A 23,415-nucleotide genomic window follows, 5' to 3' on the forward strand; every position below is an offset into this window, starting at 1 on the left:
TATCTCCCCTCTCCCCTTGAGGGAGAGGGGCCGGGGGAGAGGGGTTCAGCCTCCCGCCCCCTCCAAAAAGTCCTGCGCGAAACGCTGCAGCACGCCGCCTGCCTCGTAGATCGACACTTCTTCCGCGGTGTCCAGCCTACAGGTCACCGGCGCTTGCTCCGTGCGGCCGTCCTTGCGGTGGATCAGCAGCGTCAGCTCGGCGCGCGGCTGGCGCTGGCCGATCACGTCGTAAGTCTCGCTGCCGTCCAGCGCCAGCGTCTTGCGGTTGACGCCGGGCTTGAACTCCAGCGGCAGCACGCCCATGCCGATCAGATTGGTGCGGTGGATGCGTTCGAAGCCTTCGGCGACGATGGCCTCGACGCCGGCCAGGCGCACGCCCTTGGCCGCCCAGTCGCGCGAACTGCCCTGGCCGTAGTCGGCGCCGGCGACGATGATCAGCGGCTGCTTGCGCCGCATATAGGTTTCGATCGCCTCCCACATCCGCATCGTCTCGCCTTCCGGCTCCACGCGCGCCAGCGAGCCCTGGCGCACCGAGCCGTCTTCGTTCAACACCATTTCATTGAACAGCTTGGGGTTGGCGAAGGTGGCGCGCTGCGCGGTCAGGTGATCGCCGCGGTGGGTGGCGTAGGAGTTGAAGTCCTCCTCCGGCAGGCCCATTTTCGCCAGGTATTCGCCGGCCGCCGAGTCCAGCAGAATGGCGTTGGAAGGCGACAGGTGGTCGGTGGTGATATTGTCCGGCAGCAGGGCCAGCGGACGCATGCCGCGCAGCGTGCGCTCGCCGGCCAGCGCGCCCTCCCAGTACGGCGGGCGGCGGATATAGGTGGACTGCTGCCGCCAGGCGTACAGCGGGCTGGCCTTGGCGGCGCCGTCGCGCCGGATGGCGAACATCGGCTCGTAGACCTGGCGGAAGTGTTCGGGCTTGACCGCCCGGCGCAGCACCGCGTCTATCTCCGCGTCGTCCGGCCAGATGTCCTTGAGCCGGATCTCCTTGCCGTCGGCGACGCCGAGCACGTCTTTCTCGATATCGAAGCGCATGGTGCCGGCGATGGCGTAGGCGATCACCAGCGGCGGCGAGGCCAGGAAGGCCTGTTTGGCGTAGGGGTGGATGCGTCCGTCGAAGTTGCGGTTGCCGGACAATACCGCCGTCGCGTACAGATCGCGTTCCACGATCTCCTGTTGGATCTTGGGCTCCAGCGCGCCGGACATGCCGTTGCAGGTGGTGCAGGCGAAGGCGACGATGCCGAAGCCCAGCTGTTCCAGCTCGGACAGCAGGCCGGCTTCCTTCAGATAGAGCTCAACCGCCTTGGAGCCGGGCGCCAGCGAGGACTTGACCCAGGGTTTGCGGACGAGGCCCAGCCGGTTGGCGTTGCGCGCCAGCAGGCCGGCGGCGATCACATTGCGCGGGTTGGAGGTATTGGTGCAGCTGGTGATGGCGGCGATGATTACCGCGCCGTCCGGCATCAGGCCCTGGGCTTCCTGCGCGCGCGCCTGCGCCAGATTGACGGCGATGCCGCGTTCGGCCAGCGCCGACACCGGCAGCCGCTTGTGCGGGTTGGACGGGCCGGCCAGGTTGCGGCCCACGCTGGACAGGTCGAAGCGTAGCACTCGCTCGTACACGACGTTTTGCAGCGTGTCGGCCCACAGGCCGGCGGTTTTGGCGTAGCTTTCCACCAGCCGGACCTGCTCATCGCTGCGGCCGGTCAGCTTCAGATAGGAGAGGGTCTGCTCGTCGATGAAGAACAAGGCCGCGGTGGCGCCGTACTCCGGCGCCATATTGGAGATGGTGGCGCGGTCGCCCAGGGTCAGCGCCGCGGCGCCCGGGCCGTAGAACTCCAGATATGCGCCCACCACTTTCTGCTGGCGCAGGAATTCGGTCAGCGCCAGCACCACGTCGGTGGCGGTGATGCCTGGGCCGGGCTTGCCGGACAGTTCCACGCCGACGATGTCCGGCAGCCGCATCCAGGAGGCGCGGCCCAGCATCACGTTTTCCGCTTCCAGGCCGCCGACGCCGACGGCGATCACGCCCAGCGCGTCCACGTGCGGGGTGTGGCTGTCGGTGCCGACACAGGTGTCCGGGTAGGCCACGCCGTGGTCGGCGTGGATCACCGGCGACATTTTCTCCAGATTGATCTGGTGCATGATGCCGTTGCCGGCGGGGATCACGTCGACATTGTCGAAGGCGCTCTTGGTCCACTCAATGAAATGGAAGCGGTCTTCGTTGCGCCGGTCTTCGATTGCGCGGTTCTTTTCGAAAGCCTGCGGGTCGAAGCCGCCGCACTCCACTGCCAGCGAATGGTCGACGATCAACTGCACCGGCACCACCGGATTGACCTGGGCCGGGTCGCCGCCCTGATCGGCGATGGCGTCGCGCAGGCCGGCCAGGTCCACCAGGGCGGTCTGGCCCAGGATGTCGTGACAGACCACGCGCGCCGGAAACCAGGGGAAATCGCGCTCGCGCTTGCGATGGGCGATTTGCTCCAGGCAGTCGCCCAACAGCGCCGGTTCGCAGCGGCGCACCAGGTTTTCGGCGTGGACGCGGCCGGTGTAGGGCAGTTGCTCCCAGGCGCCGGGGCGGATGGCGTCGACGGCGGCGCGGGCGTCGAAATAGTCGAGCCCGGTGCCGGGCAGGGGAATGCGGTAAGCGGAATTCATCATGTCTTGGCCAATTTGAAAATCAGGGGCGGGGGCGCAGCGGCCCCCGGTCCGGTCAGCGCTGTTCCAGCGGCACGAAGACCTGGTCTTCCGGGCCGACATAATTGGCGCTGGGGCGGATGATCTTGCCGTCCTGGCGCTGCTCGATCACGTGCGCGCTCCAGCCGCTGGTGCGGGCGATGACGAACAGCGGGGTGAACATGGCGGTGGGCACGCCCATCATGTGGTAACTGACCGCGGAAAACCAGTCCAGATTGGGGAACATCTTCTTGATGTCCCACATCACGGTTTCCAGCCGTTCGGCGATGTCGAACATCTTGCTGTTGCCGGCGGACTTGGACAGTTCGCGCGCCACGTCCTTGATCACCTTGTTGCGCGGATCGGAGATGGTGTAGACCGGGTGGCCGAAGCCGATCACCACTTCCTTGCGCTCCACGCGCTCGCGGATGTCGGCCTCGGCCTCGGCCGGGCTTTCATAGCGTTGCTGAATGTCGAAGGCCACTTCGTTGGCGCCGCCGTGCTTGGGGCCGCGCAAGGCGCCGATGGCGCCGGCGATGGCGCTGTGCATGTCCGAACCGGTGCCGGCGATGACGCGGGCGGCGAAGGTGGAGGCGTTGAATTCATGCTCGGCGTATAGATTGAGCGAGGTGTGCATCGCGCGCACCCATTCCTGAGACGGTTTTTCGCCGTGCAGCAGGTGCAGGAAGTGGCCGCCTATGCTGTCGTCGTCGGTTTCCACCTCGATGCGCTTGCCGTTGTGGCTGAAATGATGCCAGTACAGCAGCATCGAGCCCAGGCTGGCCATCAGCCGGTCGGCGATGTCGCGCGCGCCGGCCTGGTTGTGATCGTCCTTCTCCGGCAGCGCGCAGCCCAGCGCGGACACGCCGCTGCGCATCACGTCCATGGGATGGGCGCTGGCCGGCAGCGCCTCCAGTACCGCCTTCACCGCCGCCGGCAGGCCGCGCAGCGATTTCAGCTTTTTCTTGTAGCCGACCAGCTCGGCCTTGTTCGGCAGCTTGCCGTGAACCAGCAGATAGGCCACTTCCTCGAATTCGCAACGGCCGGCGAGGTCGAGGATGTCGTAGCCGCGGTAGTGTAGGTCGTTGCCGCTGCGGCCCACGGTGCACAGCGCGGTATTGCCGGCGGCGACGCCGGACAGGGCTACGGATTTCTTGGGTTTGATGCCAACAACGGTTTCGCTCATGCTTTTCTCCTGATCGCAGACCTGCGGAATGATTATTTTTCGTAGAAAACGGCCAGCCAGACGCTGTCCCGCTCCGGCTCGGTCCAGGCCACCCGGTGCCGGCGACGCGCGGGGATGGCCACGCAATCGCCCGGTTTCAGCCTGAGACGCCGGGGCGGGTCCTGGTATTCCAGTTCCGCCGCGCCGGACAACAGCAGCACCCATTCATCTTCGTCCTGTTCGTACCAGAATCCCTCCGGCGAAGCATGGCCGCGCGAGACGATGCGCTCGACGCGAAAGCCTTTCGCGCCGCTGAATAAAGTCTGCAGCAACTCTTCCGGCAACTGCGCCGGGATGTCGCCAAACAGATTATTCGGCACCATGGCCTTCCTGGCGGAACAGCGCGTCCAGCTTTTGTTCGTAGGCGTGGTAGTCCAGATGGCTGTACAGATCGGCGCGCGTCTGCATGGTGTCCAGCACCGCCTGTTGGCCGCCGTCGCGGCGGATCGCGCCGTAGACGTCGAGCGCGGCCTGGCTCATCGCGCGGAAGGCGGACAAGGGATAGAGCACCAGGCCGACGCCGTGTTCGCCCAGCTCGCGGGTATTGAACAGCGGGGTGGCGCCGAACTCGGTGATATTGGCCAGCACCGGCACTTTCACCGCCTCGGCGAAGCGGCGGTACATGGCCAGATCGGTCATCGCCTCCGGGAAGATCATGTCTGCGCCTGCCTCGACGCAGGCGACGGCGCGCGCGATGGCGGCGTCCAGGCCCTCCACCGCCAGCGCGTCGGTGCGCGCCATGATCACGAAGCCGTCGTCGCGGCGCGCGTCCACCGCCGCCTTGACGCGGTCCGCCATTTCCTCCTGGCTGACGATGGCCTTGTTGGGGCGATGGCCGCAGCGTTTTTGCTGCACCTGGTCCTCGATATGCACCGCGGCGGCGCCGGCCTTCTCCAGGCTGCGGACCGCGCGGGCGATATTGAAGGCACCGCCCCAGCCGGTGTCGATGTCCACCAGGAGCGGCAGTTCGGTGACGTCGGTGATGCGGCGCACGTCGATCAGCACGTCTTCCAGCGTGGTGATGCCCAGGTCCGGAATGCCGCAGGAGCAGGCGGCCACGCCGCCGCCGGACAGATACAGCGCCTTGAAGCCGGAGTGCTCGGCCAGCCGGGCGGCGTAGGCGTTGACCGCGCCCACCACCTGCAAGGGCTGTTCTTGTGCTACCGCCAGACGGAAGCGTTGGCCGGGAGTGCTCATCGCGTTGGATTCCTAAAAGTTGCGGAGAAACGGCAAAGCCGTGAGGTCGGAAACTATTTGGCTTTGCATTGTTATCTCTATGTCATTCAAGCAAGTGCTTGGTAGGAGTGTAAGGGCTGGTTTGAGCGCTGGCAATACGGTTAAAACAAATGTTCAAGTTTTGTTCGAGGTCTGTTATGTTTCGCAGCTGAATCGCGTGGGGGAACTCATCGCAAGCGCGGTGGTCTAGTCACAGTCCACATACAACGACCACAAACACGACTAGTGGGCAAATCAGGGAGCATAACAACGACATGAGTGATCGGGATCTCGATCAACAGTTGGTGGAGCGTGCCCAGCGAGGTGAAAAAAGAGCTTTCGATCTGCTTGTTGCCAAGTATCAGCGACGTCTCGCCAGGTTGTTGTCGCGGTTTATCCGCGACGGCGCAGACATCGAGGATGTGACGCAAGAGGCGTTTGTCAAAGCGTATCGTGCCTTGCCGTCGTTTCGTGGCGAGAGCGCGTTTTACACATGGCTGTACAGAATCGGCATCAATACTGCCAAGAATTTCCTTAGCGCCTCCGGACGTCGTCCGGTGGTCAACAGCGAGATAGAGGACGAGGACGGCGAGAGCTTCGACATGGCGTCGCAGCTGCCCGACCTGAACACGCCCGAAACCGAGCTGATGAACAAGGAGATTCTGGCAACGGTCAATGCCGCCGTGGAGGCTTTGCCGGAGGAACTAAGAACCGCAATTTCGCTCAGGGAAATGGACGGTCTATCCTACGATGAAATCGCCAAGGTGATGGATTGCCCGATAGGCACCGTGCGCTCGCGGATTTTCCGGGCGCGCGAGGCGATTGCTGCCGAGCTCAGGCCTTTGCTGGATACGGCCAAGAACAGAAGGTGGTAGGTATGAAAGAAACGATATCCGCGATGATGGATGGCGAACTGGACGACTCTGACATAGGCAGAGCCATCGCCTCCATTTCATCTGACAAGCAACTGGATGCCGCCTGGGGCGAGTATCACTTGATTGGCGACGCGATGCGCGCCAACCGCATGGTTGCGCTCAATGTGCGAGAGCAGGTCGCCAGCCGGCTGGCGGACGAGCCCACGGTGCTTGCGCCGCGGCGCTGGTTGCGCCCGGCGCGCGGCCGCGCCGCAGGCGGGGTGGCCTTGGTCGCCAGCGTCCGCACCGCAGGCGCGGTGGCGCTGGCCGCCAGCGTGAGCTTCGCCGCCGTGGTGGGCTGGCAGCAGCTCTCGCATCGCGGCGAGCCGGCCTCGCTGGTGGCGGACAAGGGCGTGCCGGTGCAAGTGGCCCAGCCGGCGCAAGCCAGCCAGCCCGAGCGCGACGACCCCTATCTGCTGGCTCATCAGGAAGTGACCTCCGAACAAGGCAATATGAAAGTATCCTACGGAAACGGAGCTCGCCGTTAAATGCGTGTAATTCCTCTGATCAGTTTGATGGTTGTGGCGGCCGCGCCTGCCGCCCATGCAGAGGATGACTGGCAGCTGCTGCGCAATGTGGCGGCTGCCGGACGCCAGCAGGCGCTGAACGGCACCTATCTGCACCAGATGAACGGCACGCTGGAAACCTTCCACATCGTCAGGGAAGGCCAAGGCGAAGCCATGCGGGAAAAGCGGACGTCCTTGGACGGGCCTTCCCGCGAAATTGTCCGCAAAGGCAATGAGCTGGCCTGTTTCGCGCCGGACAAGAAAGCCTTGAACGCGGCCAAGATCAGCGCGATGCGCCTGTTTCCGGCCTTGCTGCCGGAGGACATGAGCGAGATCAACCAGTCGTATGCGCTCAAGCACGTGGGCAGCGACCGGGTGGCTCAGCGCGATTGCAATCTGCTGGAGCTGCGGCCCAAGGACAGGCAGCGCTACAGCCTGCGCATGTGCGTGGAGCCGCTGACCTCGCTGCCTTTGAAGATGGTGACCTTGTCGCCCAAGGGCGAGGCGGTGGAGCAGTTCACCTTCACCGACATCGACCTGAACGGCCCCAAGGACAAGCGAGCCTATCGGCCCAAGTTCGCGCAGAAGTTCCTGCTGCGCTCCGGCGGCGCGTCGACGCCGCAGGCCGGCGCGCAAGTGGACAACGATGTGTCCGGGCTGCCCAACGGCTTCCATCTGCTGCGCTCGGTGCAGCGCAGTCTGCCGGGCCAGGCGGGCAAGTCGGTGCGCCACATGGTGTATTCCGACGGCTTGGTGATGCTGTCGCTGTTCGTCGAGACGCAGCCGGAAGGCGCGCGGCTGGAACGCAGCAGCAATCTGCACGGCGCCATCAATATGGCCACCGGTCCGCAAGGCAGCTATCAGCTGACCGCGGTGGGCGATATGCCCGAGCCGGCGATGATGGGGCTGCTGAAAGGGTTGAAAGTCAGCCTCAAGCCATGACGGCCAAGCTCGTGGACGTTCCTGCAAGCCCGTCCGGAGGCCCGGCCTCCGGCGGCGCGCTTGCGCGGAACGGACCGGGCGGCGCCGGCGCCTTGACGCCGGCTTTCCTGTTTTTCTCGGCGGCGAACGCCGCGGCCGGGCGCCTGGCGCGCGGCCGGTTCGACGCTGAAATTCCCCAGCCGGCTTCCGCCGGCGCGTCTCAAACACAACATATCAAGATGGAGCGCTCATGCCGGTTAAAAAACTGATTGTTTCCGCCATGCTGGCGGCCTCTATTATGGCGGGCGCGGTGCCCGCTGCAATGGCCGCGGAACTGCCGGACTTCAGCCAGATTGTCTCTAACGAGGGCAAGGCCGTCGTCAACATCAGCACCAAGTCCACGGTGCGCGAGGTCAGCAACGATCTGCCCGAGGGCATGAGCGGCGACCCCTTCTTTGAATTCTTCCGTCGTTTCGCGCCGCCGCGCGCCCAGGAGCGGCAAGAGTCGTCGCTGGGTTCCGGCTTCATCATTTCCGCCGACGGCTATGTGCTGACCAACGCGCACGTGGTGGCCCGCGCCGATGAAATCACCGTCAAGCTGACGGACAAGCGCGAGTACAAGGCCAAGGTGATAGGCTCCGACGCCCGTACCGACGTGGCGCTGCTGAAGATTGAGGCCGACAAGCTGCCGGTGGTGCGCCGCGGCGACGCCAACGCCTTGAAGGTGGGTGAAGGCGTGTTGGCCATCGGCTCGCCGTTCGGCTTCGAGAACACCGCCACTTCCGGCATCGTCTCCGGCAAGAACCGCATGCTGCCGGATGAAACCTTCGTGCCCTTCATTCAGACCGACGCCGCGATCAACCCCGGCAATTCCGGCGGCCCGCTGTTCAACGCCAGGGGCGAAGTGGTGGGCGTCAATTCCCAGATCTTCAGCCGTTCCGGCGGTTTCATGGGCATTTCCTTTGCCATTCCCATTGATGTGGCGATGGACGTGGTGGCTCAGCTGAAGGCCAAGGGCCATGTCAGCCGCGGCAAGATCGGCGTGGTGATCCAGGAGTTGAGCCAGGATCTGGCCGCCTCCTTCGGTCTGGCCAAGCCGGCCGGCGCGTTGATCAACGCGGTGGAGCCGGGCGGCCCGGCGGCCAAGGCCGGCGTCAAGCCCGGCGACATCATCCAGCAAGTGGACGGCAAGCTGGTTGAATCCGGCTCCGATCTGCAGCGGCTGATCGGCAGCATTCCGCCCGGCAAGCCGGTGACCTTGGGCCTGTGGCGCGCTCGCGCCGCGGTGTCGGCCAAGGTGGTGCCGGTGGAGCAGCAGGATCAGGACCCGAGGCTGGCGCAGCGCGAATACCGCGGCTCGCAGCAGGAGCGTCCGGCCGAGCAGAGCTTCTCGCAGATCGGCTTGCGGCTGCAGGTGCTGAATCCGGCGCAGTTGCAGCGCGCCGGCATCAAGTACGGCCTGCTGGTGCGCGGCGCCAATAATGTGGCGATGCGCGCGGGCATTCAGCCGGGCGACGTGATCGTGGGCATCGGCAGCGAGCCGCTGGCCAATGTTGAGCAGCTGAAGTCCGCCTTGTCCGCGGCCAAGAAGGGCTCGTCGATCGCGCTGCAAGTGCTGCGTCAGGGGATTACCCAGTTTATCCCGTTGCCGGTGGGCGACGGCAAGTGAGACTGACGCTGTATTTCCGCGAATACTGCAGCTTGTGCCATCAGATGCTGGCCGAGCTGCAGCCCTGGCGCGAGCGCTACGGCTTCGAGCTGGACGTCGTCGATGTCGACGCCGACCCGGAGCTGGAGCGCCGCTTCAACGAACTGGTGCCGGTTCTGATGGCGGATGAGACCGAAATCTGCCATTGGCGCCTGGATCAGGCCGCATTGGCTGCACATTTGGGCGAAATCGGCTAAAATCCGCGCCAGTGTGAGTTTATATCGGGGGCACTTGGGTGCCCCCGCTTGCTGGATGGGCTGTTAACGGCTTTAGAGGTCGCAATCCTGATGATGAGCCGCTTTCATCAGGCCCGCGGCTTCCATCGGCAGTTCCGGGCACGCTAGCGTGCCCTTATCTTTTGCTGGATATCATGAAAAACATTCGAAATTTCTCGATCATTGCCCATATCGACCATGGCAAATCGACCCTGGCCGACCGCTTCATTCAATTCTGTGGCGGCCTGGAAATGCGCGAAATGAGCGCCCAGGTGCTGGACTCGATGGACATCGAGAAAGAGCGCGGCATCACCATCAAGGCGCAGACCGCGGCCTTGAGCTACAAGGCGCGCGACGGTCAGGTCTATAACCTGAACCTGATCGACACCCCCGGACACGTGGACTTCTCCTATGAAGTGTCGCGCTCGCTGTCCGCCTGCGAAGGCGCGCTGCTGGTGGTGGACGCCTCGCAAGGCGTGGAAGCGCAGACCGTGGCCAACTGCTACACCGCTATCGAGCTGGGCGTGGAAGTGGTGCCGGTGCTGAACAAGATCGACCTGCCGGCCGCCGAGCCGGAGCGCGTCAGCCAGGAAATCGAAGACATTATCGGCATCGAGGCGGCGGACGCGGTGCGCGCTTCGGCCAAGTCCGGCATCGGCATCGAGGACATTCTGGAAGAAGTGGTCAGCAAGGTTCCGCCGCCAAAGGGCGATGCGGGCGGCCCTCTGAAGGCTTTGATCGTCGACTCCTGGTTCGACAACTACGTCGGTGTGGTGATGCTGGTGCGCGTGATCGACGGTTCGCTGAAGCCCAAGGACAAGATCAAGTTCATGGCCACCGGCGCCGAGCATCTGTGCGAGCAGGTGGGCGTGTTCACGCCCAAATCCGTCCAGCGTCCGAATCTGAACGCGGGCGAGGTGGGCTTCGTCATCGCCGGCATCAAGGAATTGAAATCGGCCAAGGTCGGCGACACCATCACCCTGGTGTCCAAGCCGGCCACCGAGGCGCTGCCGGGCTTCAAGGAAGTGCAGTCCCAGGTATTCGCCGGCCTGTATCCGGTGGAAAGCCACGACTACGAAGCGCTGCGCGACGCGCTGGAAAAACTGCAGCTGAACGACGCTTCGCTGAAGTACGAGCCGGAAGTGTCGCAGGCGCTGGGCTTCGGCTTCCGCTGCGGCTTCCTCGGCCTCCTGCACCTGGAGATCGTGCAGGAGCGCCTGGAGCGCGAGTTCGACATGGACCTGATCACCACCGCGCCCACGGTGAACTACGAAGTGGTGATGAAGGACGGCGTGGTGGAAGTGGTGTCCAACCCGTCGCGGATGCCGGACGCCGGCAAGTACGACGAGTTGCGCGAACCCATCATCACCTCCACCATCCTGGTGCCGCAAGACTATGTCGGCGCGGTGATGACGCTGTGCAACCAGAAGCGCGGCGTACAGCGCAATATGCAGTACATGGGCCGTCAGGTGATGCTCACCTACGATCTGCCGATGAACGAAGTGGTGATGGACTTCTTCGACAAGCTGAAGTCCACCAGCCGCGGCTACGCCTCGCTGGATTACGAATTCAAGGAATTCCAGAGCGCCGATCTGGTCAAGCTGGATGTGCTGGTCAATGGCGAGAAGGTCGACGCGCTGTCGCTGATCGTGCACCGCGCCTCCAGCGTCTACCGCGGCCGCGAACTGGTGTCCAAGATGCGCGAACTGATTCCGCGTCAGATGTTCGATATCGCGGTGCAGGCGGCCATCGGCGGCCACATCATCGCGCGCGAGACGGTCAAGGCCTTGCGCAAGAACGTGTTGGCCAAGTGCTACGGCGGCGACATCACCCGTAAGAAAAAACTGCTGGAGAAGCAGAAGGCGGGCAAGAAGCGCATGAAGCAGGTGGGCAATGTGGAAATTCCGCAGGAAGCATTCCTGGCAATCCTTCAAGTAGGGGACAAATAAGTGGGCGGAAATCTGTTCTGGGTGTTTGTCGTGGCGGTGGCGATCGGCGGCATGCTGATCGCTTTTGGCGGCAAGAAGCAAGAGGGCGCCAAGGATTGGCCGCAGGCGGTGCAGTGGGGCTACCTGGCGGTGCTGATCGGCGGCTTCGGCCTGCTGTCCAACTATATGAGCTTCACCGCGGTGATGCTGGTCTTCGTGCTGATCACCGGCGCGGTATGGCTGGCGGACAAGCTGGTGCTGGCCAAGCGCCGCGCGGCGGAGACCCCGGCCGGCCATTTCGTCGACTATTCTCGCGGCTTCTTCCCGGTGATCCTGGTGGTGTTCCTGCTGCGTTCCTTCATCGCCGAGCCGTTCCAGATTCCCAGCAGCTCGATGCGTCCGGGCCTGGTGGTGGGCGATTTCATCCTGGTAAACAAATTCACCTACGGCCTGCGCGTGCCGGTGCTGAACACCGTGTTCGCGCCGGTGGACAAGGTGGAGCGCGGCGACGTGGTGGTGTTCAACTTCCCGCCCAACCCCAAGGTCAACTACATCAAGCGCGCCATCGGCCTGCCGGGCGACGTGGTCGAGTACCGCGACAAGCGCCTGAGCGTCAACGGCAAGCCGCTGCCGGACGCCGACGACGGCAACTATGAATACCTGGAGCAGGGCTTGATGATGATCAACGCCAAGCGCTACAAGGAAACCATGGGGTCGCGCACGTACTCGGTGCTGAACAACGACGGTTCGCCCACTGTGGCTTTGAGCCAGGTGCAGGACTTCCCGTTCCGCGACAACTGCCGCTATGATGACAATGGTTTTGTCTGCAAGGTGCCGGCCGGCCATTACTTCATGCTGGGCGACAACCGCGACAACAGCCTGGACGGCCGTTACTGGGGCTTCGTCAACGACAAGCTGATGGTGGGCAAGGCCTTCATGATCTGGATGAACTTTGGCGACCTGTCCCGCATCGGCAAAACCATTCACTGATAAACGCAAGATCGCAAGCTCGGAGCGCATTATGCATTTCAGTCGTCAGAAGGGCCTGTCGCTGTTTTCCGTACTGCTGGTGATGATCGTGCTGGGCGCGGTCCTCGTGCTGGGCATGAAGGTGATGCCGGTGTACTCGGAGTACGCCGAGGTGCGCCAGGCGATCACCGCCTTGTCCGCTCAAAGCAATGTCGGCGAGCTATCCGTTCGCCGGGATTTCAACCAGCGGGCCGCCGTGGCCGGCATCGCCTCGATCAAGGGTGAAAACCTGGTGGTGGTGACCGGCGGCAATTACGTGTACATCCGCGCCGCTTATCAGCGCGAAGTGCCCTTGTTCTCCAATGTCAGTCTGCTGTTCAAATTCGATACCCAAGCGGGCCAGCCCCCGCAATAAGCCAAGTGATACCAACCGACAATAGATTCCGGCGCCTGAGTCAGGCGCTGGATTACGCATTTCAGAAGCCGGAGTTGCTGCGTCAAGCCTTGACGCATCGCAGTTACGGCGCCGGCAACAACGAGCGTTTCGAATTCGTGGGCGACAGCATCCTCAATTACACCGTCGCCCGCATGCTGTTCGATCAATTTCCCAAGCTGACCGAGGGCGAGCTGTCGCGGCTGCGCGCCAATCTGGTCAACCAGAACACCCTGGCCGAGATCGCCCACGAGCTGAAGCTGGGCGATTACCTGTACCTGGGCGAGGGCGAGCTGAAAAGCGGCGGTTTCAACCGTCCGTCCATCCTCGCCGACGCGCTGGAAGCCACTTTCGCCGCGGTCAGCTTCGACTCCGATTTTCTGCGCGCCGAGCAAGTGGTGCGCAGGCTCTACGCCGAACGCGTGTCCTCCATCGACACCAGCCGCCAGGCCAAGGACGCCAAGACCCGTTTGCAAGAAGCGCTGCAGGCGCGCAAGCTGGCCTTGCCCAAATACCGGATACTGTCGCAAAGCGGCGAAGCCCATGAGCAATGGTTCCGCGTGGAATGCGACCTGGGCGAGCTGGCGATAGGCTCCACCGGCGAAGGCGGCAGCCGCCGCGCCGCCGAACAGCAGGCCGCCGAAGCGGCGCTGATCCTGCTGGAACAAAAACTCGCTGCGAGCAAGAAACGTATATGACTGACATCCAATATCACTGCGGCTTCGTCGCCATCGTCGGCCGTCCCAACGTCGGCAAGTCCACGCTGATGAACCATCTGATCGGCCAGAAGATCAGCATCACGTCCAAGAAGGCGCAAACCACGCGTCACCGCGTCACCGGCATCCACACCGAGAACAACGCCCAGTTCGTCTTCGTCGACACCCCGGGTTTCCAGACCTTTCACAAGGGCGCGCTCAACGAAACCCTGAACAAGAGCGTCAAGGACTCGCTGGGCAGCGTCGATTGCGTGCTGTTCGTGCTGGAGGCGATGCGCTTCACCGGCGCGGACCGCGAAGTGATGGCCTTGCTGCCCAAGCGCACCCCGGTGATCCTGGTGGTGAACAAACTGGACAAGGCCAAGGACCGCGACGCGCTGCAGGCCTTCATCGCCGAGGTGCAGGCGGAATTCGCCTTCGCCGGCGTGGAGGTGGTCAGCGCCAAGCACGGCCAACGCCTGAGCGAGCTGCTGGAGCAAGTGCGTCCGCATCTGCCGGAATCGATGCCGCTGTATCCGGAAGACATGGTCACCGACAAGAGCGAACGCTTCCTGGCCGCCGAGATCGTGCGCGAGAAGCTGTTCCGCTACCTGGGCGAAGAGCTGCCGTACGAAATGAACGTGGAAGTGGAAATGTTCGAAATGGACGGCGAGCTGCGCCGCATCCATATCGGCGTGCTGGTGGACAAGGAAAACCAGAAGCCCATCGTCATCGGCCGCGGCGGGGAGAAGCTGAAGAAAATCTCCACCGAGGCGCGGATGGACATGGAAAAATTGTTCGACGGCAAGGTCTTCCTGCAGGTCTGGGTCAAGGTCAAATCCGGCTGGGCCGACGACGTCCGCTTCCTGCGGGAATTCGGCCTGGACTGAAGCCCTCATGCACTATCATTTGGCGCCGTCCTGTTGGACGGTGATTTTTTCTCTGCAGCAAGGGCAGGACTTGCCCGGCAGCCGCGACTTGCTGGAGCGCATCGCCCGGCTGGCGGCCTGTCAGGCCGGCTTCCTGGGCCTGGAGCGCGGAGAGCCGGGACGGGACACGGTGTCCTACTGGGACAGCGTCGAGGCCATCGCCGCCTGGCGTCAGTGCGCGGAGCGCCTGATCGCCCAGCGCTACGGACCGGAAGCCTGGTATCGGGTGTTCGCTTTCAATGTGAGCGCGGCCGCGGTGTGCCCGCGGCCGGCGGCCGGGGGCGCCGGATGAGCCAGCCGGGAAGGGTGGATCGCCAGCCGGCCTATGTGCTGCACGCGCAGCCCTACCGGGAAACCAGTTTGCTGGTGGAGGTGCTCAGCCGCGATCACGGCCGTTTTTCGGTGGTGGCGCGCGGCGCGCGGCGGCCGCGGGCCGATCTGCGCGGCCTGCTGCTGCCTTTCCAGCCCTTGACCCTGTCCTGGTTCGGCAAGGCCGAACTGCGCACCCTGCACAGCGCGGACTGGGACGGCGGCGTGCCGCAGCTGTCCGGCCTGCCGCTGATCTGCGGCTTTTATCTGAACGAATTGATGATGAAGCTGACCGCGCGCGACGACCCCGAACCGCGCGCCTTCGCCGTTTACGACGCGGCGGTGCGCGGCCTGGCGCGGCAAGGCGGTCTGGCCGCGGTGCTGCGCCGCTACGAATTGCGGCTGATCCAGGTGTTGGGCTACGCGCCCAGCCTGCTGCGCGACGGCGACGGCGCGGACGTGGACGCCGGACTTGATTATTGGTGCCAGGGCAACGCCGCGCCGGAGCGCGACGCCGGCCAGAGCCTGGAGCGCGGGCTGCGGCTCAGCGGCGCCAGCCTGCTGGCGATAGAGGCCGACGATTACGCGGCTGCGGCCACCCGGCTTGAAGCGCGGGCGCTGATGCGAGTATGGTTGACCGCTTTATTGGGCGAGGAGCCGCTGGCTTCGCGCGAACTGTTACAGGCCGTCAATTCGCTGTCGGATTGAGGCCAAGCTATCGGGAGTGAATATGATTCTGTTGGGCGTAAACATCGATCACGTCGCCACCTTGCGCCAGGCGCGCGGCACCCGTTATCCCAGCCCGGTGGAGGCCGCGCTGGTGGCGGAAACCGCCGGCGCCGACCTGATCACCCTGCATCTGCGCGAGGATCGCCGTCACATTCAGGACGCCGACGTGGTGGCGATGCGCCAGGTGGTCAAGACCCGGGTCAACCTGGAAATGGCGATGACCGAGGAAATGCTGGCCAATGCGCTGGCGGTGAAGCCGGAAGACGTGTGTCTGGTGCCGGAAAAGCGCGAGGAAGTCACCACCGAGGGCGGCCTGGACGCCATCGGCCATTTCGCCGATGTCAGCCGCTACACCCGCAGCCTGCTGGACGCCGGTATCCGCGTGTCCATCTTCATCGATCCGGACCGCACGCAGATCCAGCGCGCCTGGGACGCCGGCGCGCGCGTGGTGGAATTGCACACCGGCGCTTACGCCGACGCCCATGACGCCGCGGCGCGCGACGCCGAGCTGGCGCGCATCCGCGACGCCGCCGCCTTCGCCGCCGAGCTGGGCATGGTGGTCAACGCCGGCCACGGTCTCAACTACCACAATGTGCAGCCGATCGCCGCGATTCCGCAGATCGCGGAACTGAATATCGGTCACGCCATCGTCGCCCAGGCGCTGTTCGTCGGCTTCGCCGAGGCGGTAAAGGAGATGAAGGCGCTGATGGCGGCCGCGCGCGGCTAAGTCCGGTGCCCACCGTCGTCACCCACGCCCTGGCCGGCGCGACGCTGGCCGGCCTGTGCGCGCCGCGTCCGCTGCGCGCGCCCGGTATGGCCGGCTGGCTGCTGCTGTGCGGCGCGGCGGCGATGTTGCCGGATCTGGACGTGATCACTTTCAAGTTGGGCATTCCCTACGCCAGCCCCTGGGGGCATCGCGGCGTCTCTCATTCGCTGACGCTGGCCTTGATCGCCGGCGGCGCGCTGGCCGCGCTCGGGCGCCGCTGGTGGTCGCGGCTGGGTCTGGGGCCGCTACGCGCTTTTGTCGTGCTGAGCCTGGCTGTGGCCTCCCACGCCTTGCTGGACATGTGGACCGACGCCACCCATGGCCCGGCTTTGGCGATGCCCTGGCATCCGGGGCGCTTCTTGTTTGATTGGCGGCCTATCGAAGGCTCGCCGTTGACGCCCGGCCGCTGGCTGGGCCCCAAGGGGCTGCGGGTGCTGAGCTCGGAGTTGCTTTACGTCTGGCTGCCCTGTCTGCTGCTGTGGCTGTCCCGCGCTTTTTGGCTGCGCGGACGCGGGGAGGGCGGACGATGATTTACGGCATCGGCACCGATCTGGTGGACATCGAGCGCATGCGGGGGATGTTCCAGCGCTGGGGCTTCAAGCTGGGGCGGCACATGCTGGCCCCGGCCGAGCAGCGGGCTTTCGCCGACAGCGCCGATCCGGCGCGCTTTCTGGCCAAGCGCTTCGCGGTCAAGGAGGCTCTGGCCAAGGCGCTGGGCACCGGGGTGCGCGCGCCGGTGTTGCTGACGGCGATCTGGGTCGAGCATGATGAATGGGGTAAGCCGCTATTGGCGCTAAGCCCTGAATTGGAAGAATTTTTAAGCCGGCGCGGCGTGGGCGCGCGTCATCTGTCCATCAGCGACGAACGCGGCCACGCGCTGGCTTTTGTGGTGCTGGAGCGCTCCGCGCCCGGCTAAGAACGTGTTTACGATCTCGCGAGCAAGGGCGAGACAAGGCGTTGCGGCTGAAAAAGGGGAGTGTACACACGGTACATGAGCATTTTGAAGACGTGCTCACCGTGTAACGCTCCACAAGGCGTTGCGGATCGTAAACAGGTTCTAAGAGAGAAAGCAAACCGATGCAGCAGACTCAACAGAGCGCGGCCTTGCCGCGCGGGCCGGTAATGGCGGGCGTGGCCGGCCTGCGGCTGACGGACGAAGAGAAACAGCGCTTGGCGCATCCGCTGGTGGGCGGGGTGATCCTGTTTCGCCGCAATTTCCAGGACATCGAACAGCTGAAGGCGCTGACCGCGGAAATCCGCGCCTTGCGCAGCCCGCATTTGCTGATTGCGGTGGATCACGAGGGCGGCCGGGTGCAGCGCTTCCTCGACGGCTTCACCCGTCTGCCGCCGATGCAGGTGCTGGGCAGGATGTGGGAGCAGGACCGCGCGGCGGCCTTGGAGCAGGCGGAGAACGTGGGCTATGTGTTGGCCGCCGAGCTGTCCGCCTGCGGCGTCGACCTGTCCTTCACCCCGGTGCTGGACCTGGATTGGGGGCGCTGCGCGGTGATAGGCAACCGCAGCTTCCACCGCGATCCGGTCATTGTGGCGGAACTGGCCGAAGCCTTGCAGCGCGGCCTGGCGCGCGGCGGCATGTCCACTTGCGGCAAGCACTTCCCCGGCCATGGCTTTGTCGAGGGCGACAGCCATCATCTGATGCCGGAGGACGGCCGCAGCCTGGCCGAGCTGGAGGCGGACGATCTGGTGCCCTTCGGCCGCCTGGCGGCCGCCGGCATGGGCTCGGTGATGCCGGCGCATGTTCTGTACCCGGCGGTGGACGCGCAGCCGGCCGGTTTCTCGCCGGTGTGGCTGCAGCAGGTGCTGCGCGGCCGGCTGGGTTTTGACGGCGTGATCTTCTCCGACGCCTTGGACATGGAGGGCGCGGCCGGTGCCGGCGACTTCGTGCAGCGCGCCGACGCGGCCTTGGCCGCTGGTTGCGATATGGTGCTGGTCTGCAACGATCCCCGGCAGACCGATCTGATCCTGGCCCATCTGCGGCCGCCGGCGCAGCCGGAACTGGCGCGGCGGCTGGAGCGCATGGCAGGCCGGGCGGCGGATTGGGCGGCGGAGCTGGCCGGCCCGGCCTTCGCCGCGGCGCGCGTCCAGGTGGAACGTTTGAACATGCCGGCGGACGCGATGCGCGGGCCGGACGTGGGTGAGGCCAATTAAGCGTGACGCTTGCTTAGAGCGGCTAACAAACCCCTGATGCTGCGTTGCGCCGACTTGTCGTACTCAAGTACTGCCTGCGTCGGCGCGCCTTGCCTCAGCCGTGAAACTGACAATGTTAGCCGCTCTTAAAGGGGAGCGGAAAACGTTTTTTGCCACGGAAGGCCACGGGAGCAGGCAAGGTCTGTGGTTTCTTTTGCCACGGAAGCACACGGAAAAACACGGACCAAAGACGGTAGAAGGTTTCGTGGGCCTCCTGGCCGAAGGAGTTGTCTTTTGCCGTGTCTTCCGTGTGTTTCCGTGGCTAATAAAGGTGGCTAAACAAACTGCACCGGCACGTAGAAGTCTCGCCCCGGGCGGCTGACCAGCACTTGCGGCTGGCCCTGGATCACCGCGCGGAAGGCGCGCGGCAGCCGGCGCCAGTCCATGAACTTCATCTTGATGCTGTCGTACTGCGCTTGAGTGTGTTCCATGGTGTTCTCCCGAAGGTTCAGTCCACTTTGTGGATGACGTTGGTGACGACGCCCCAGATATGGAAGGCGGCGTCTTCCGGCACCGGAATCGGCTGAAATTCCGGGTTTTCCGGCAGCAGGCGGATGCCCTTGGCGGTTTTTTCCAGCCGCTTCACCGTCAGTTCGCCATTGAGCGCCGCCACCACAACCTTGCCGTTGCGCGCCTCCGTCGCGCGGTCCACCACCAGCAGGTCGCCGTCGTGGATGCCGGCGCCCAACATGGATTCGCCCTTGACCGTGACGAGGAAGGTGCTGCCCGGCCGCGGCGCCAGCCTGGCGTTGAGGTCCACGTCGTCTTCCTTGAGATCGTCCGCCGCCACCGGCGAGCCGGCCGGCACGCTGTTGGCGAACAGCGGCAGCGACAACTCGCTGAGGTGGCGCGCCAGGGTGCGCACGTCGTCGGCCTGGGCGTTGTGGGCGGTGCGCCAGCTGCGGTAGTCGCGCAGCCAGTCTTCCAGCACCGGTTTCAACGGTTCCGGCACGCGGAGGGCGACGGTCTTGTCGCCGCCGTAGCTGGATTTGCGGCCGGCGCCGCTGCGTTTGCCCCCATGGCTCATTGGCTAATCCTCTGTAATGCAAGCAGATTTGATTGTGTACATTATCAAAGCCCAGGGCAAGTTTTTTTTGAGCGCGCCGGCGGCGGGCGCAAAAAAGCCCGCTGAGGCGGGCGGGTTTCGGCGGGTGGGCGGCGGCTTCAGAGCCGGTAGAAGCAGCGGGCGCAAACCGCGCGGTAGCGGGCGTTGCCGCCGATTTCCACCTGCGGGCCTTCCTTGACGCGGCGGCCGTCGGCGTCGATGCGAATGTGCATGGTGGCTTTTTTGCCACATTCGCAAATGGTCTTGATCTCTTCGATTTCGTCGGCCAGCGCCAGCAGCATGCCGGAGCCGATGAAGGGCTCGCCGCGGAAATCGGTGCGCAGGCCGAAGCAGATCACCGGGATGTTGCGGGTATGGGCCAGCTCATGCAACTGGTGCACCTGCTCCGGGGTGATGAACTGGGCTTCGTCGATCAGGATGCAGGCGGTCTGGCCGAAATCCTCGGCCAGGAAGTTCAGCTCCGGCGAGAAGGTGCGGGCGTCGCGCTGCAGATTGAGGCGGGAGGTGATCTTGCCGAAGCCGTAGCGGTCGTCCATCGCGCTGGTGAACAGCGCCACGGTCTTGCCCATGGATTCGTAGTTGTTGGCGATTTGCAGCAGCTGGGTGCTCTTGCCGCTGTTCATCGCGGCGTAGCGGAAAAAGAGTTTTGCCATCGATGGGTTCTCGCTGGGGCTTAGGGCCTGTTTACGATCTCGCGAGCTAAGGAGAGACAAGGCGAAAACGGTTGAAGAAGCGGAGTGTACAAGAGGTACATGAGCATTCTGAAGCCGTACTCACCGTGTAACACTCCACGACGCGCAGCAGATCGTAAATAGGTTCTTTAAAGGTCACCGCCGGTTTCCAGCACATAGCTGGCGCCGGCGTCCTGCGCCAGATGCTGGGCGAGGTAGGGCAGCACTTCGCGCAGCGTCTGCGGCAGCGTCCACGGCGCGTTGAGGATGAACATGCCGCTGCCGTGCATGCCGAAGCCGTCGCTGGACGGCTTTTGCACATGCAATTCGGCGCGCAGCCAGTTCTTGGCGCCCAGCTTCTTCATTTCCTTGGGCAGTTCCTTCATCTCGGCGCGCTGCAGGCAGGGATACCAGACCGCGTAGACGCCGGTGGCGAAGCGTTTCAGGCTTTCCTTCAGCGCGGTGATCACGTGCTGGTAATCGCGCTTGTCCTCGTAGGGCGGGTCGATCAGCACCAGCGCGCGGCGCGGCGGCGGCGGCAGAATCGCCTTGATCGCCTCGAAGCCGTTGGCCTGCTGGATTTGCACGCGGCGGCCGGCGTCGGCGAAGGTGTCCGCCAGCAGTTGGTGGTCGGTGGGGTGCAGCTCGAACAGGCGCAGCTTGTCGCTGGCCGGCATCACTTCCGCCGCGCACCAGGGCGAGCCGGGGTAGAGCTTGAGTTCGCCGTCGGCGTTCAGGCTGCGCACCACGTCGACGTAGTTGGCGACGGCTTCCGGCAGGTCCTCGCGCCGCCACAGGCGGGCGATGCCGGATTCGAATTCGGCGTTCTTGGTGGCGTAACCTTCCACCAGCGAGTAGGCGCCGGCGCCGGCATGGGTGTCGATATACCAGTAGGGCTTGGCTTTCTGGCCCAGGTAGTTCAGGAGTTCGATCTGGATCAGATGCTTGAGCACGTCGGCGTGGTTGCCGGCGTGGAAGGCGTGGCGGTAACTGAGCATGGCTGCGGGATATGGCGTTCGTCAGCCGCGAATTGTACCGGATTCGGCGTGGCCGCGCAGCGCGTCCTCCAGCGCGGCGCGCCAGCCCAGTTGTTCCGCAAGCTGCATGAAATCGTCGGCCGGCGGCGCTTGCAGCCAGAGCGGCTGCCCGTTGTCAGGGTGGCTCAGCCGCATCGCGACGCAGGCCAGCAGCAGGCGCCGGCTGCCGAAATGCTCGGCGAACATGCGATTGTGGCGGCCCTTGCCGTGGGTGGCGTCGCCGATGATGGGGTGGGCGATGTGCTTCAGATGACGGCGCAGCTGGTGGCGGCGGCCGGTGTGAGGCGTCAGCTCCAGCAGGCTGTAGCGGCTGCTGGGGTAGCGTTCGACCTCGATCGGCAGCTCGATGCGCGCCAGCGTGCGGTAATCGGTGACGGCGGCCTGCGGCGCGGTGTCCACGGTTTCGCCTATCCATTCCAGATCGTCCGGGCGCCGGCTCAAGGGGTAGTCGATGCGGCCGGCGTCGTCGGCGTGGCCGCGGACCACGGCGATATAGCGTTTGTCCACTTGCTGGCGTTCGAACTGCCAGCTCATTTCGCGGCACATGTCCTTGTCCAGCGCGAACAGCAGCACGCCGGAAGTGCCCTTGTCCAGCCGGTGCACCGGGTAGACCCGCTGGCCGATCTGGTCGCGCAGCAGCTGCACGGCGAAGCGGGTTTCGTTGCGGTCCAGCGCGGTGCGGTGCACCAGCAGGCCGGAGGGCTTGTGGATGGCGATCAGCCGGTCGTCGCGGTAAAGAATGGGCAGCATGGGGCGGCTTGAAGCGGGTGGGGAAGGCCGGCATTGTAGGCGTTGCCGGCCGGCTTTGGAAGGCGCGCGGGCGACGGGCGATGCCCTTGTGCTGTAGTTTTATGTCTTACGCTTCCATTACGCGAAAACAACAGCGTTTTGTCATGCTGTTGGCGTTTTTGTGCGCGGAGTCGGGCTTTGCCGGCTTTCGTTGCGACATGATATTTCAAAGTAGAGAGGAAGTTGTTTACAGGCCATGGGTGCGTCATTACAATTCGCCGCGCTCAAACAAGAATGACAGGGCGGCGTCTGTGCCGATTGCGATCCCGTTTGCCACGGGATGGCGGCAGGACCGCATCCGCGCAACCAGGCGTGTAGTTGCGACGCTACATGACAAAGGGTTGGCGGGCGCTTTGCTTCGCTGCACGACACGGGAACCACAGGGGGTGATCGACGTGCGGGTTGACCAACAAACTCCATAGAGTCATAGAGATGAAAATCCAGCTGAAACGAATGAGCTTTGCCGTAGCGGCCGCGGTGTTGTCCACTTCCGCCTTCGCCAAAGAATTCTCGCCCGCCGTGGTCTACGACATGGCCGGCAAGTTTGACAAGAGCTTCAACGAGTCCGCGTACAACGGCGCCGAGCGTTTCAAGAAGGAATTCAAGATCAACTACCGCGACGGCCAGATCGCGTCCGAAGCCCAGAAAGAACAGCTGCTGCGCAATATGGCGCGCCGCGACGCCGACATCGTGGTGGCCATCGGCTTCTCTTTCACCCAGGCGGTGGAAACCGTGGCCAAGGAGTTCCCCAAGGTCAAGTTCACTCTGATCGACGCCGTGGCAAAAGGTTCCAACGTTCAGAGCATCGTGTTCAAGGAACAAGAAGGCGCCTTCCTGACCGGCGTGGCCGCGGCGATGGCCTCCAAGAGCGGCAAGGTGGGCTTTGTCGGCGGCATGGACGTGCCGCTGATCCGCGCCTTCGGCTGTGGCTATGTGCAGGGCGTGAAGTTCACCAACAAGAACGCCAGCGTGATCCAGAACATGACCGGCACCACTCCGCAGGCCTTCAACGACCCGGCGCGTGGCACTGAGCTGGCCAAGAGCCAGTTCGACCGCGGCGTGGACGTGGTGTTCGCCGCCGCCGGCGGCACCGGCCTGGGCGTGCTGCAAGCCGCCAAGGCCGCCGGCAAGTACTCCATCGGCGTGGACAGCAACCAGAACCATCTGTACCCGGGTTCGGTGCTGACCTCCATGGTCAAGCGCGTGGACGTGGCGGTGTTCAACACCTTCAAGGACGCCAAGAACGGTTCCTGGAAGCCGGAAGTCAAGGTGCTGGGCCTGAAGGAGGCCGGCGTGGATTGGGCGCTGGACGCCAACAACCGCAAAGTGATCACTCCGGCGATGGAGAAGAAGATCAACGCGGCCAAGGCGGACATCATCGGCGGCAAGATCAAGGTGGTGGATTACCGCGCCAACAACAGTTGCCCGATGCAATAAGCTGAGCTGAGTTTTCCCTGATCCGTTTCGGGGACGCAGGCACGATGCATTCCATCGTGCCTGTTTGTTCATGCCGGA

General features: G+C 64.3%; 27 protein-coding genes. 18 read left to right on the forward strand and 9 right to left on the reverse strand.

Translation table 11 applies throughout. From position 1 onward, the window contains the following. Positions 1-45 precede the first annotated feature (45 nt). From acnD to prpB, 4 genes are read right to left on the reverse strand one after another with little or no spacing between them, the layout of a single operon-like run. A complete protein-coding gene (gene acnD, locus ACODSD_RS17090; RefSeq protein WP_488877900.1) occupies positions 46-2,655 on the reverse strand; it encodes a Fe/S-dependent 2-methylisocitrate dehydratase AcnD in 2,610 nt (869 codons plus the stop codon). Between the two features lie 52 nt (positions 2,656-2,707). After that, positions 2,708-3,856, reverse strand: a complete 1,149-nt coding sequence (gene prpC / locus ACODSD_RS17095; protein WP_048412130.1) for a bifunctional 2-methylcitrate synthase/citrate synthase — start codon at positions 3,854-3,856, stop codon at positions 2,708-2,710. A 32-nt stretch (positions 3,857-3,888) separates the two neighbouring features. Beyond that, positions 3,889-4,218, reverse strand: a complete 330-nt coding sequence (locus tag ACODSD_RS17100) for a cupin domain-containing protein (protein ID WP_107799409.1) — start codon at positions 4,216-4,218, stop codon at positions 3,889-3,891. Continuing rightward, positions 4,205-5,092, reverse strand: coding sequence for a methylisocitrate lyase (prpB, locus tag ACODSD_RS17105; protein ID WP_488877901.1), 888 nt, complete (start codon positions 5,090-5,092; stop codon positions 4,205-4,207). The genes ACODSD_RS17100 and prpB overlap by 14 nt, the downstream gene beginning before the upstream one ends. Positions 5,093-5,385: 293 nt before the next feature. Here prpB and rpoE point away from each other — a divergent pair, with 293 nt between their 5' ends. The 17 genes from rpoE (at position 5,386) to nagZ (ending at position 18,298) form a co-directional block, all read left to right on the forward strand. After that, entirely contained in the window at positions 5,386-5,985 is a 600-nt protein-coding gene (gene rpoE, locus ACODSD_RS17110) for an RNA polymerase sigma factor RpoE (RefSeq protein ID WP_043641588.1), read from the forward strand. Positions 5,986-5,987: 2 nt separating this feature from the next. Beyond that, positions 5,988-6,512 (forward strand): sigma-E factor negative regulatory protein, encoded by a 525-nt coding sequence (locus ACODSD_RS17115; protein ID WP_107799407.1) that lies wholly within the window; start codon positions 5,988-5,990, stop codon positions 6,510-6,512. Continuing rightward, positions 6,513-7,472, forward strand: a complete 960-nt coding sequence (locus ACODSD_RS17120; RefSeq protein ID WP_107799406.1) for a MucB/RseB C-terminal domain-containing protein — start codon at positions 6,513-6,515, stop codon at positions 7,470-7,472. Beyond that, complete coding sequence (locus tag ACODSD_RS17125) at positions 7,469-7,720, forward strand: hypothetical protein (RefSeq protein ID WP_486637044.1); 252 nt, start codon at positions 7,469-7,471, stop codon at positions 7,718-7,720. Before ACODSD_RS17120 ends, ACODSD_RS17125 begins: the two co-directional genes overlap by 4 nt. Beyond that, the gene (locus tag ACODSD_RS17130) at positions 7,702-9,120 is read left to right on the forward strand and encodes a DegQ family serine endoprotease (RefSeq protein ID WP_488877902.1); all 1,419 of its coding nucleotides are present in this window, start codon (positions 7,702-7,704) and stop codon (positions 9,118-9,120) included. Before ACODSD_RS17125 ends, ACODSD_RS17130 begins: the two co-directional genes overlap by 19 nt. Next, positions 9,117-9,356: a glutaredoxin family protein gene (locus ACODSD_RS17135; RefSeq protein ID WP_107799404.1), complete on the forward strand. Its 240-nt coding sequence runs from the start codon at positions 9,117-9,119 to the stop codon at positions 9,354-9,356. The genes ACODSD_RS17130 and ACODSD_RS17135 overlap by 4 nt, the downstream gene beginning before the upstream one ends. Before the next feature lie 173 nt (positions 9,357-9,529). Continuing rightward, positions 9,530-11,323 (forward strand): translation elongation factor 4, encoded by a 1,794-nt coding sequence (gene lepA / locus ACODSD_RS17140; RefSeq protein ID WP_107799403.1) that lies wholly within the window; start codon positions 9,530-9,532, stop codon positions 11,321-11,323. After that, positions 11,324-12,292, forward strand: coding sequence for a signal peptidase I (lepB, locus tag ACODSD_RS17145; protein ID WP_199225869.1), 969 nt, complete (start codon positions 11,324-11,326; stop codon positions 12,290-12,292). A gap of 31 nt (positions 12,293-12,323) precedes the next feature. After that, the gene (locus tag ACODSD_RS17150; RefSeq protein ID WP_235088951.1) at positions 12,324-12,686 is read left to right on the forward strand and encodes a DUF4845 domain-containing protein; all 363 of its coding nucleotides are present in this window, start codon (positions 12,324-12,326) and stop codon (positions 12,684-12,686) included. Next, on the forward strand, positions 12,683-13,402 hold the full coding sequence (gene rnc, locus ACODSD_RS17155) for a ribonuclease III (protein ID WP_370445214.1): 720 nt from the start codon (positions 12,683-12,685) through the stop codon (positions 13,400-13,402). The genes ACODSD_RS17150 and rnc overlap by 4 nt, the downstream gene beginning before the upstream one ends. Continuing rightward, the gene (gene era, locus ACODSD_RS17160) at positions 13,399-14,289 is read left to right on the forward strand and encodes a GTPase Era (RefSeq protein ID WP_048410780.1); all 891 of its coding nucleotides are present in this window, start codon (positions 13,399-13,401) and stop codon (positions 14,287-14,289) included. Before rnc ends, era begins: the two co-directional genes overlap by 4 nt. Before the next feature lie 7 nt (positions 14,290-14,296). Next, a complete protein-coding gene (locus ACODSD_RS17165; protein WP_107799400.1) occupies positions 14,297-14,620 on the forward strand; it encodes an antibiotic biosynthesis monooxygenase family protein in 324 nt (107 codons plus the stop codon). Continuing rightward, complete coding sequence (gene recO, locus ACODSD_RS17170) at positions 14,617-15,345, forward strand: DNA repair protein RecO (RefSeq protein ID WP_107801790.1); 729 nt, start codon at positions 14,617-14,619, stop codon at positions 15,343-15,345. Before ACODSD_RS17165 ends, recO begins: the two co-directional genes overlap by 4 nt. Positions 15,346-15,367: 22 nt before the next feature. Further along, the gene (gene pdxJ / locus ACODSD_RS17175; protein ID WP_488877903.1) at positions 15,368-16,093 is read left to right on the forward strand and encodes a pyridoxine 5'-phosphate synthase; all 726 of its coding nucleotides are present in this window, start codon (positions 15,368-15,370) and stop codon (positions 16,091-16,093) included. A gap of 5 nt (positions 16,094-16,098) precedes the next feature. Continuing rightward, complete coding sequence (locus tag ACODSD_RS17180; protein ID WP_199225868.1) at positions 16,099-16,662, forward strand: metal-dependent hydrolase; 564 nt, start codon at positions 16,099-16,101, stop codon at positions 16,660-16,662. Further along, positions 16,659-17,048 (forward strand): holo-ACP synthase, encoded by a 390-nt coding sequence (gene acpS, locus ACODSD_RS17185; protein ID WP_486637050.1) that lies wholly within the window; start codon positions 16,659-16,661, stop codon positions 17,046-17,048. The genes ACODSD_RS17180 and acpS overlap by 4 nt, the downstream gene beginning before the upstream one ends. 161 nt (positions 17,049-17,209) lie before the next feature. Next, positions 17,210-18,298, forward strand: coding sequence for a beta-N-acetylhexosaminidase (gene nagZ / locus ACODSD_RS17190; protein ID WP_488877904.1), 1,089 nt, complete (start codon positions 17,210-17,212; stop codon positions 18,296-18,298). Positions 18,299-18,612: 314 nt separating this feature from the next. Here nagZ and ACODSD_RS17195 read toward each other — a convergent pair whose 3' ends face one another. The 5 genes from ACODSD_RS17195 to ACODSD_RS17215 form a co-directional block, all read right to left on the reverse strand. Beyond that, entirely contained in the window at positions 18,613-18,768 is a 156-nt protein-coding gene (locus tag ACODSD_RS17195; protein WP_167604380.1) for a hypothetical protein, read from the reverse strand. 17 nt (positions 18,769-18,785) lie between these two features. Further along, positions 18,786-19,364, reverse strand: coding sequence for a LexA family protein (locus tag ACODSD_RS17200; protein ID WP_107799396.1), 579 nt, complete (start codon positions 19,362-19,364; stop codon positions 18,786-18,788). 137 nt (positions 19,365-19,501) lie between these two features. Then, positions 19,502-20,056 (reverse strand): thymidine kinase, encoded by a 555-nt coding sequence (locus ACODSD_RS17205; RefSeq protein WP_227107985.1) that lies wholly within the window; start codon positions 20,054-20,056, stop codon positions 19,502-19,504. Positions 20,057-20,223: 167 nt separating this feature from the next. Then, positions 20,224-21,072, reverse strand: a complete 849-nt coding sequence (locus tag ACODSD_RS17210; RefSeq protein WP_488877905.1) for a 23S rRNA (adenine(2030)-N(6))-methyltransferase RlmJ — start codon at positions 21,070-21,072, stop codon at positions 20,224-20,226. A gap of 21 nt (positions 21,073-21,093) precedes the next feature. Further along, on the reverse strand, positions 21,094-21,861 hold the full coding sequence (locus tag ACODSD_RS17215; protein WP_488877906.1) for a tRNA pseudouridine(65) synthase TruC: 768 nt from the start codon (positions 21,859-21,861) through the stop codon (positions 21,094-21,096). Positions 21,862-22,332: 471 nt separating this feature from the next. On the opposite strand from ACODSD_RS17215, the gene ACODSD_RS17220 reads away from it, so the two are divergent. Further along, positions 22,333-23,337 carry a BMP family ABC transporter substrate-binding protein gene (locus tag ACODSD_RS17220; RefSeq protein ID WP_199225867.1) on the forward strand — a complete coding sequence of 335 codons (1,005 nt, stop codon included), beginning with the start codon at positions 22,333-22,335 and terminating at the stop codon, positions 23,335-23,337. The last annotated feature ends 78 nt before the right edge of the window (positions 23,338-23,415 follow it).

It is taken from the genome of Chromobacterium sp. FG22, assembly GCF_057809415.1.